The sequence below is a fragment of the Curvibacter gracilis ATCC BAA-807 genome (assembly GCF_000518645.1).
Classification (GTDB): domain Bacteria; phylum Pseudomonadota; class Gammaproteobacteria; order Burkholderiales; family Burkholderiaceae_C; genus Curvibacter; species Curvibacter gracilis.
This window is the reverse complement of the sequence record NZ_JADZ01000057.1, coordinates 1-9939: the sequence shown is the minus strand read 5'-3', so window position 1 is coordinate 9939 and position 9939 is coordinate 1. Positions and strand designations below refer to the sequence as shown.

13 protein-coding genes are annotated in these 9939 nt (G+C 62.6%); all 13 read left to right on the top strand.

The window, feature by feature from the left end:
- The first annotated feature begins 114 nt into the window (after positions 1-114).
- The 13 genes from L880_RS0125225 to L880_RS0125170 all read left to right on the top strand — a co-directional run bounded on the left by L880_RS0125225 (position 115) and on the right by L880_RS0125170 (position 9736).
- A complete protein-coding gene (locus L880_RS0125225) occupies positions 115-387 on the top strand; it encodes a hypothetical protein (protein ID WP_009242148.1) in 273 nt (90 codons plus the stop codon).
- Positions 388-396: 9 nt separating this feature from the next.
- On the top strand, positions 397-774 hold the full coding sequence (locus tag L880_RS0125220; RefSeq protein WP_027477983.1) for a hypothetical protein: 378 nt from the start codon (positions 397-399) through the stop codon (positions 772-774).
- Between the two features lie 3 nt (positions 775-777).
- Positions 778-1764, top strand: coding sequence for a DNA primase (locus L880_RS0125215; RefSeq protein WP_027477982.1), 987 nt, complete (start codon positions 778-780; stop codon positions 1762-1764).
- Between the two features lie 155 nt (positions 1765-1919).
- Complete coding sequence (locus L880_RS0125210) at positions 1920-2339, top strand: hypothetical protein (protein ID WP_027477981.1); 420 nt, start codon at positions 1920-1922, stop codon at positions 2337-2339.
- Between the two features lie 28 nt (positions 2340-2367).
- Complete coding sequence (locus L880_RS0125205; protein WP_027477980.1) at positions 2368-3150, top strand: ParA family protein; 783 nt, start codon at positions 2368-2370, stop codon at positions 3148-3150.
- A gap of 12 nt (positions 3151-3162) precedes the next feature.
- The gene (locus L880_RS0125200; RefSeq protein WP_027477979.1) at positions 3163-4455 is read left to right on the top strand and encodes a ParB/RepB/Spo0J family partition protein; all 1293 of its coding nucleotides are present in this window, start codon (positions 3163-3165) and stop codon (positions 4453-4455) included.
- A gap of 80 nt (positions 4456-4535) precedes the next feature.
- Positions 4536-4916, top strand: coding sequence for a TrfB-related DNA-binding protein (locus L880_RS0125195; RefSeq protein WP_027477978.1), 381 nt, complete (start codon positions 4536-4538; stop codon positions 4914-4916).
- Positions 4917-4983: 67 nt separating this feature from the next.
- Positions 4984-5313 carry a type II toxin-antitoxin system RelE/ParE family toxin gene (locus tag L880_RS0125190; RefSeq protein WP_043330649.1) on the top strand — a complete coding sequence of 110 codons (330 nt, stop codon included), beginning with the start codon at positions 4984-4986 and terminating at the stop codon, positions 5311-5313.
- Entirely contained in the window at positions 5310-5621 is a 312-nt protein-coding gene (locus tag L880_RS0125185; RefSeq protein ID WP_011811068.1) for an addiction module antidote protein, read from the top strand. The genes L880_RS0125190 and L880_RS0125185 overlap by 4 nt, the downstream gene beginning before the upstream one ends.
- Positions 5622-5734: 113 nt before the next feature.
- Complete coding sequence (locus L880_RS0125180; protein ID WP_013723326.1) at positions 5735-6697, top strand: replication initiator protein A; 963 nt, start codon at positions 5735-5737, stop codon at positions 6695-6697.
- A gap of 857 nt (positions 6698-7554) precedes the next feature.
- The gene (locus L880_RS35920) at positions 7555-8235 is read left to right on the top strand and encodes a hypothetical protein (RefSeq protein WP_157463067.1); all 681 of its coding nucleotides are present in this window, start codon (positions 7555-7557) and stop codon (positions 8233-8235) included.
- On the top strand, positions 8202-9239 hold the full coding sequence (locus L880_RS0125175) for a DNA-binding protein (RefSeq protein WP_004637284.1): 1038 nt from the start codon (positions 8202-8204) through the stop codon (positions 9237-9239). The genes L880_RS35920 and L880_RS0125175 overlap by 34 nt, the downstream gene beginning before the upstream one ends.
- A complete protein-coding gene (locus L880_RS0125170) occupies positions 9236-9736 on the top strand; it encodes a hypothetical protein (protein ID WP_013723327.1) in 501 nt (166 codons plus the stop codon). The genes L880_RS0125175 and L880_RS0125170 overlap by 4 nt, the downstream gene beginning before the upstream one ends.
- Positions 9737-9939 lie beyond the last annotated feature (203 nt).

Below are 9939 nucleotides of genomic sequence, written 5' to 3'. Positions count from 1 at the left end.
GAAGAAACACAAGCCCGGAACCCGCGAAAAATCAGGCTTTTTCCTCTCACAAACTATTGACGGTCAATAGTTTGACGGGTAGAATATAGGCATTGGTTGAGTAGGAGTTTCAGCATGGCAGATCAAGGCGCTTTCGACTTTGGCCCGGATGTTCCCCGGAGCGGCGTGGCTCTGAAGCGGGACTTCCACGGGTTCGCTCAGTTCCGCGAAGACGAGCACAGCCCTTGGGTGTTCTATGTGTGCGGCTTCGACTCCACCGTGACCGGCGAGGCTGGCCAATGCACCGTGTTGCGTGCCGATGGCGGCCGCGAGTGTGTGCCCATCGACGCCGAAGACCGCATCACCATCGCCGGGCGCAAGTACGGCCGGAAGCACTGGAACCATTGAGGGCCTGTCATGCGCTTCCATCGTTTCGGCAAGTACGAATTCCGTGACACCGAGCGCAAGCGTGCCGCTTTCGCGCGCAAGCAGACGGCCGAGCGCGAGGCCCTTCCTCTGTTCGCTGACCAAGTGGCGGCCGAACAGATCGACGTGGACGAGGAAATGACGACTCGCCGGCTGCAATGGGAGCGTCAGCAAGCCACTGACCGCAAGCGCCGGGCCGACAAGTGGCGCGAGGCGCGGCGGCGTCTCAACGGCTACCAGGAGCCGGTGCGCGGGGCCTTGCTGGCGTACTGGCAGGGCTGCAAGTGGCCTGCCGATCCGAGCTACTTCCTCTCCATGCTGCACATGTACGACACCGGCCGCCTCTCTCTCAACATCCCGAAGGCTTGAACCATGTCCCACATCCTGATCGACCACCTGACACAAGCCGCATCGTTTTACCGTGGCCAGCTCCGTGCCTCTACGCGCGCGGTTGCTTACCTGAAATCGCGCGGGCTGCGCGGTGACATCGCGGCACGCTATGGCTTGGGCTATGCCCCGGCCGGCTTCCAGGCGCTGCGCGAGGCATTCCCGAACTACAACGACCGGGCCTTGGAGAAGGCTGGGCTGGTAGCGGTCAACGACGGCGGCCGGCGTTATGACCGCTTCCGCGACCGAATCATGTTCCCCATCCTCGATGACGCCGGCAGCGTTATCGGCTTCGGCGGCCGCGTGCTCGAAGGCGACGGGCCAAAGTATCTCAACTCCCCGGAAACCGAAGTCTTCCAAAAGGGGCGCGTGCTGTTCGGTCTGACCCAGGCGGCCGAGGCCATTACCGCGACCGGCACGGCCTACGTGGTGGAGGGATACCTGGATGTCGTCAGTCTGGCCCAACATGGTGTGCAGAACGCCGTGGCCACGCTGGGTACAGCTACAACAGGCCAGCATGTGGAGCGGCTGCTGGGCTTGGCCAAGCGCGTGATCTTCTGCTTTGACGGAGACGACGCCGGCAGACGGGCGGCTGCACGCGCCCTGGACGTGTGCCTGCCTCATGTCACCGACGCGGCCGACGTGAGTTTCCTTTTCCTGCCGCGCGACCACGACCCGGACAGCTACGTGCGCGCCAAGGGTGGGGACGCCTTCAACGACTTGGCCTTGGAGGCTTCAACCCTCGAAGGCTTCTTCCTGGCCAGCGCGATGCAGGGTTGCCAGTTGGAGTACGCCGAGGGCCGGGCGCGGCTGGTGGCCACGGCTGCGCCGCGTCTCCAGCAGATCAATGCACCGGCAATGCTGCGCCGGATTCTGACCGCCATTGCTGGGCCGTCCAAGTTTTCCGTGGCCGAACTGATCGACTTATGCGGACTGGAAAAAAACATGCTCAATTCTATTGACGGTCAATAGTTTCATGGTAGAATTCAACTCATCGGCAGCGGATGGACGGCCGATGAACCCCGGAAACAACTGTGAGCAGACAGTGGGGCGCTGAACCGATCTTTCGCACGCGAAAGGGACGATCCACCGAAGACCATCATCAACATGACTTAGGAGCTTTGACCATGCGTACTACCGTTTATGCCCGCCTCTTTGACCGACTGGCCGACTTGATCCCCAGCCTGCAATCCGCCCACGCTGGTGCGGTTTTCTGCGCCCCGCCGCGCATCCCTGACGACATGGCCGTGTATTGCCACATCGCGGCCGTCGAGGGTGACATGCGCCTGATCGAGCTGGCCGACGACAACCAGAAGAAGGGCGCGGTAATGCCTGCGCCGTGGCTCAAGTTGCGTGTGGATATGGCCAACAAGCTGGCCGAGGTGCTGGAGATGGAAGACACCTTCGGTTATCAGGTGATCTACACGGGCGGCAGTGCGGTGAATCCGCGCCGCGCCCAGATCAACATGTTCGCTATGAACTGGCTGCAAGTCATGGTGAATTTCGAGCTGTGCTTCCAGCCTGCCGACGTGTCGGTGGCGGCCTGATCGACAACCAGGGAAAGGACGAACGATCATGAAAACCATCGCTATCGCCAACCAGAAGGGCGGAGTCGGCAAGACCACCGTTGCCCGCAACCTGGCTTTCTTCGCCATCGAGCGCGGCTTGCGTGTCCTGTGCGTTGACCTCGATCCGCAAAAGAACTTCAGCAAGACCCTACGGGCACTGCGCGAGCGCACCGTGGGCAACCAGGGCGACGAGCTGCAATCCCTGACCGGCAGCGCCTTGTTCGACGGAGACGCCATCGAGCTGCAACCGCTTCCGTGCAGCGAATCCGCCGCGCTGGTGGCCGCTGACCGCGAACTGGTGGACGTGGCCAGCCGCCCGCTGGAAGACCTGCACGCCCCGCGCGCTGCGCTGGCCAAGCTGGCCAAAGACTTCGACGTGTGCATCATCGACACGGCCCCGACGCTGGGCAATCCGCTGTATGCCGCGCTGATCGCCGCTGACTTCGTGGTATGCCCTTGCACGATGGATCAAGACGCCATCGACGGCCTGGGCGACCTGTTTGAAGACATTGCGCGCGTGCAGCAACTGGAATGGAACGCCGACCTTGTGACGCTGGGCCTGCTGGCCAACCGCGTCAATACCCGCCGCGCCTTCGACCGCAACGCCCTGGAGCAACTGCGCGACGAGCTGGGCGAGGTGGTGATGGAAGGGGTGCTTTACGACCGCGCAGCCACGCAGTACGCCAAGGATCGGCCGGTGTGGCGCGTGCAAAGCGGCGAAAGCCAAATCCTGGCCGCCCGCGAAATGAAAGCGGTGTGCAACCAGATTTTCGACAAAGCCGCGATCTAAAAGGACAAGGACATGACCGCAACCGCAACCAACAAAAAGCCCGGCCTGAACCTGGGCAAGCTGTCCGCCGTGGCTCAGATCGCCGTCAAGCCGGCGCAGCCGGCCGACGCCGAAATCGAACTGGCGCGCATCTACAGCGTCAAGCAGGTTCGCAAGACGTTCCGCAACCTGGAGGAACTGGCCGAGAGCTTCAAGCTGAACGGCATCATTGAGCCGCTGGTGGTGCATGAAGAAGCTGACGGCCGCTACCGGATCATCGTCGGGGAGCGCCGCTACCGCGCCGCGCCGCTGGCTGGGCTGGTCAAGGTGCCCGTCATCATCAAGAAGGGGCTGACCGAGCTGCAAATCCGCCGCTTGCAAGTGACGGAGAACAACGACCGCGACGACCTGACCGCCTACGAGGAAGCAATGGGCGTGATCGAGGACGTGGAGCTGTACGGCACCAAGGAAGCGATGACGATCTGGAACCGTGGCGAGGCATGGGTTAGCAAGCGCATGGCTGTGCGCCGCTATGCTGACCCGGTGCGCGAGCTGCTGGAGAACGATCTGTGCGGCGACTTTGAGGTGCTGCACTGCCTCAACCAGATTTACGACATCGAGGACACGCACACCGAGTTTTCGCGCCTCTCTCACCGTATGAACGAGGGCTTGCCCTTGTCGCGCGACGAAGCCCGTAACACGCTGGCCAGAATGAAGGCATGGAAGCAACAGCAAGACGATCTGGCCCAGCGCCGCATCGAGCTGGACAACGCCAAGAAGGCCGGCGACAAGGCCCCGGAGAAGACCCCCGCATGGCTGGAAGAACAGCGCAAGCGGGATGCCGAGCGTGCGGCTGCTGGAGCTGATGCCGGCGACCAGGACGAGGATGGCGGCCAAGGCCCCGCGCCGGCCCCGTCCGCCGCCTCGGGACGCGGCCAGCAAGCCCTCCCGACGATGGAGCTGACCCCGGAGCAGAAGGCCGCTGCCGAAAAGGAGCGGGCCAACGAAAAGCTGCTGTCGCTGCGGGAAGAAACCTTCGAGTGGGGCGAAGCCAATCAGGCGCAGTTCTTCAGCATGAAAACCCACATGACCACGCTGGGCCACAACATGCACGAAACCGAGTGGGTGCTGTGGCAAGGATTCCTGGCCATGACCTTGCCGATGCTGGAAGGCATCGGCCCGGAGCGGGCTGTCATGTATCTGAAGAAGCTCCAGGGCGAGCTGAAGGACAAGACGCCGGCGCAGTTGTGGGAAGAACTGCATCCCGACATCGAGGGCGCTGGCCGGAATGCCTCTCCCGACATGCCGGAAGGCTGGCGTTTCTGACCTCCCCATGAAGGCGGCCGCTGGCCGCCTCTCTTTCAACTTTCGCGCGCGAAACCGCGCTGATGCACCGGACGGCCCCAATGAGACTGAAACGCCTTACCCCGCAAGCCTTTGACCGCGCTGCCGCCGACACCCGCATGGGCGACCAAGCCCGTGAAATGGCGCGCGCCGTGCTGGTGGATGGACGCGCCCAGGTGGACGTGGCCACCGAGTACGGTATGAGCAAGCAACGTGTCAGCGGAGCCGTGGCCACTATCGAGCGGGCATACAAGAAAACCACGACGCCGGGCGTGAGTTCCATTCGCGTGGAGCTAGATCTTCCTGAAACCTTGGCCCTGGAGCTGGCCGCCTTGGCCGAGGCAATGAAAGGGTGCGACGACGCGGCCAGATGTGCCGAGGTGCTGGATAAGGCCACGAACGCCGTGCGCAAGGCCGCCAAGCTCTTGGTGGCCGCGCCATGACCTACGCGATCAACCAAGACGAGGCGCAGGGTGCTCCCTTGCGTCTTTGTCGTTTATAAACGATAATATGGACATGTTCACCGTTCGGCACTACATCACCGAGGACGAGCACGACCCGTTTCAAGAGTGGCTGAAGAAGCTGCGCGACCCGATTGCTAAGGGCCAGGTGGTCAAGCGCGTGGGCCGCATCGAGGCGGGCAACTTTGGCGATCACAAGCCCTGCCGTGAAGGCGTGTGGGAGTTACGAATCGACCAAGGCCCCGGCTACCGCGTCTATTACGCGATGGCGGGCGCGGTAGTGGTTCTGCTGTTGTGCGGCGGTGACAAAGGCACCCAGGACGCGGACATCGAGCGCGCCATTGGGTATTGGAAAGATTGGCAACGGAGGTCAGCATGAAGGATCGAAGCCACGACGAAGCGATGGCCGAGCTGTTCAAGGAAGACCCGGCTTTTGCGGCCGAGTACCTGAACCAGCTTCTCCAGGATGGAGAACCGGCCGATCTATTGGTGGCGCTGCGCCAGATGGCGCAAGCGCGCGGTGGCGTGCGCGCTATCGCCAAGGAAACCGAGCTGAATGCCAACCAGCTCTACCGCACGCTGTCGCCCCAGGGAAACCCGGAGCTGCGCAGTCTGTCGGCCGTGCTCAAGGCGCTGGGCCTTCGCTTGGCGGTGCAGCCAGTTGGCCAGCACCATGCCACGGCATGAATCAGAAAGCACAAAAGAAAATGCCCGGCGAGCAGGCCGGGCACTTCAAAGACCATCATCAACCCCTAACGGATCAACCCGCTTGGCAGCAAGAGACACATAAGGAGCAATGAATGTCCCATCATAACACAGACAGCGAAAGCGCAACACTTTTTCCACTTGGGCGAGGCGATGAGCCGGCAAGTGGGAACATCCTGGCCAGCGCCGTGCAACCTGACCTGTTTGTGGTGCTTGAGGCGATCCATGATTGGCCCGTTAAAGATGATGTGTCCTCAATGGAGTACCCCATCTTCTCCCTGTCAAAGAACCGCGACACGCGCATCCGCGTCTATTCGCGTGCAGGCCGGAGCATTCGCATCATCCCGTCCGCTGTGGGCGCGGCTACAGTCTTCGACAAAGACATCCTGATCTACTGCATCAGCCAGATCGTGCGAGGGCACGATGCTGGCATCAAGGTTTCGCGCCGTGTCCGCGTGGACGTGTACCCGTTTCTGCTGGGAACGCGCCGCAGCACCGGAGGCGCGGCCTACGAGCGCGTGGTGGACATGTGCCGGCGCTTGAAGGGCACCACCATTGAAACGAACGTCAAGACGAACGAGAAGGAACAGCTCGAAGGCTTCGGCTTGATCGAAGACTACCGCGTGACGACCTGGACGAAGAACGGCAAGGGCGCGCTGGAGTTGGAACTGACAATTTCTGAATGGCTCTACCGGGCCGCAATGGACTTCGACATCCTCACGCTACACCCAGACTACTTCAGCCTTGGCCAAGCCCTGGAACGCCGCTTGTACGAGCTGGCCCGCAAGCACTGCGGCGATAAGGCATGGTGGGAAATCAGCTTGCCGTTGCTGCTGGAGAAAACGGGCAGCTCGCAGACCTTGCGCCGCTTCAAGCAGGAGATCAAGGAAATCGTGGAGCGCGACCCATTGCCCGACTACCGGATGTTCCTCGACGAGTCCGTGAAGCCCAACAAACTGGTCATCATGACCCGCGATAACGCCAAACTGGTATGCGAGGCCAACAAGGCCGGCAAGCTGTCCTGGGTGTCCTACTTCTTGCAAAAAAAGCTGACCTGACGCCCATGCAGAGGCTCGCCGCACTGCCCCAGCTTGACCACCGGCAGAGCCTCAACCGCCCATCGTGGCCCCCTGGCCAGCGCCGGCCCGGACTCGTCTATCGGCGTACATTTCGCCTTCTTGCCAAACTGCGCGAATTCGTCTATCGCGGTACGGTTTACTCGTCTATCACCGCACACCCCTGTGCGACAAAACTACCGAAAAACCCGCGTCAGCATTGGATTTTTAGCCCGGAAGCATCCGAAAACGCCTTTTTTGCTGCCACGCTGAAAGCATCCGATACTGCCAAAAACACTCGTCTATCGGCGTACATTTGGCTACTTATCCACAGAAAAACCGGCCGTTTCGTCTATCGACGTACAAACACTCGTCTATCGCGGTACGTTTTTCTCGTCTATCGGCGTACAGCTTTCTCGTCTATCGGCGTACATGCCACTTAGAAAAAGTCTTACGCGACAAGGACTTACGACAGCTTATCCACAGCGTAACACGCGCGCGCGTTTTAACGCCTTCTTATTTAACGTTTTAACGCCGCCGAAGGGGGGGTGCCCCCCCTTCTCGAACCCTCCCGGCCGGCTTCGCCGTCCTCCCATCCCCCCAGGGGCTTTGCCCCTCGGCCTTCGGCCTCACCCCAAGTCGTGCGCGCCCTTGGCGCGAGTGCTTACAAAGCCCGGCTGCGCCGGGCGGGGGTGCTCCACCGCCCTGCAACCACGGTCTAAGCGGCTCAGGCCGTCCGCAAGCGGCCGTCCTGACCTGCCCCGCAAGCGGGGCACCCTACGGGCGCTAAGACACCGGATAAATCACGCCCGCCGCGTCCTACGGCCGCGCCGGCCGCTCAACCGGGCGCGCTGCGCGCCGTGGAAGACCGTCCCTGCCACACAACCGTCAAAAAGTCTTCAAAAGGGAGGGGCGAAGCCTTCCGCGATGGGCATGACGGCTTAAAAGGGCTGAAATGGCCGCGCAGGAGGCCCGCTACGGCGTTTTCTGACCATTGGCCAGCCCTGACCCCTCGGACACCCGGAAAAATCGCTTGTAGCGCGTTCTGTGCGGTCGATTTTTTTGCTGAACAGCTCATGCGAACCGCTGGCCAGCCACTGCCCTACGGCGGCCGCCTCGATGCGAGCCGGATGCCTGCCGGCGAAAGTGAACACGATAGACGAATCACTGCCCGCGAAGGCTCTGTTTCCGGGGCTTGGCGGTCGAATTCGAGTGCCAGCACGCATGAAATCGGCCTGATCCTGGCTAACTTGCCCATTTTTCCCGGCCTGGAGCCATTCGAGGCTCGGGCCGACGCGCCCGATTCGTCTATCGGGGGCTTTTCCAGAAGGACGGCCGCCGAGGTGGCCACCGACCTGCTTCCACCACCAGCTCGACGCCGGCACGCCGAAGGCAAGGGCGACGGCGGCCGATCCCGACCGGCACTTCGCCTGTTGCGTTTGTTGTTGTTTGCTGTAAAATACAACATACAACAACAAACAACACAATCAACCGAAAGGAGCCTGTCATGGCAAGCGAAGCGATCATCACGGAAGAACTGATCTGTAAAGCCGCCGAACAACTGGCGGCAGAGGGGATGCGCCCGACGAACGAGACGGTGCGCGAACTGCTGGCGAAGTGGACGAGCACGAAGGGCGGCAGCTACGCCACCATCGGCCCGGTGCTGCGCGCCTGGAAGGCCCGCCGCAAGGCTGCCGAGTCGGCCGAGCCGGTACGCGAGGCCGCGCCCCAGGTTGTGCTCGACAAGGTGCAGGGCTGGGCTTCGGACATGTGGGGCGTGGCCCTAGAGCTTGCCAATGGCCGCTTGGCCTCCGAGCGTGAATCCCTGGAGCGGGTGCGTCAGGAACTCGAAGCCGAGACAGCGGAGGCGCTGGCCCTGGCCGAGAAGCGAGAGGACGAGCGCGATGAAGCACGCCGGCAAGCCGCCGAGCTGACCGACCAACTCGCCAGCCTTCAAGTCGACGTGGCTGCGCAAACCGAACGGGCTGCGGCTGGTGAAGCACGGGCGGCAGAGCTGGAGAAGCGGGCCAATGAGGTGCATGACGACCTGAAGGCCGAGCGTGCGCGGCGTGATGAAGCGGAGGCTGCGCGCCGGACGGTGGAAGCCGAGCTTTCCACCCAGCGCGCGGACGTGGCCCGACTCTCCCAGCAAGCGGCAGACTTGGAGCGCGAGCTGGCCCAAGTTCGCGGTGAACTTGCGCGAGTGCAGGATCAAGGAGCGGCCGAGCTGGCGGCGGCGCGGAAAGAGCACGCCGAAGGGGCGGCTGCTCAACGTGCCCAGCATGATGCCGAGGTGGGGCGACTGAAAGATGCTCACCAGCAGGCATTGCACGACCAGAAGCAGCGCAGCGTGGAGGTCATCGGCAAGCTGGAGACTTCCAAGCAGCGCATGGAGGCCGAGCTGGACGAGGCGCGCAAAGAGGCACGCGATGCGGCCGCCCAACTTGGCCGGGTGACAGGGGAACTCGACGCGCTGCGCAGTCAAGTCGCCAGTCAAGAGGCGACCATCCGGGGCTTCACCGCAAAGAAGGCTGACAAGACATGATCGGCTCCGCGTGGCTGCATCTGGCCAGCTTCGCGGTCATGCTGGTGGCGACCCGCACCGTTCGGCGCTGGACGTGGCTGTACGCCCTGTCCGCGCTGCCTGGCACGCTGGCCCATGAGGCTATGCACTGGATGGCCGGCTGGCTGTTTGGTGCGCGCCCGGTTTCCATGTCGATCCTGCCGCGCCGGATGCCTGACGGGGAGCTGCTGCTGGGGCGCGTGCTGTTCATGCGCCTGCGCTGGTGGAATGCGGTTCCCGTGGCCCTCGCGCCGTTCCTTCTCATCCCGTTGAGCGCCGGCCTGCTGTGGCATTCCGCTGGCTGGCCCGCTCTGGCGTGGCCCAGCCTTGGCCTGAAGCTCCTGGCGGTGCAATGCCTGCTGGCGACGTGGCCGAGTGGCCGCGATTGGTGGCACGCCCTGGGCGGTGCAGCCGTGGCCGGGGCGCTGACGCTCGCTGGCCTCTACCTCTACAACCGTTTTGGCTTCGCCCTGCGGTGACTTTCGCGCGCGAAAGTCCGCGCTTGCGTGTTATTTGCTTTCACAATGAAAGCAAATAAACGCCAATATCTATTGACGGTCAATAGTTTGACGGGTAGAATATAGGCGTTGCTTCAGTGATGAGGCGATGCCCCGGCAGGGGTGACGGTGAGCAGACCAGACCCCAGCCGCTTAGACCATCTTCAACCCTTCCGCATAAGGAA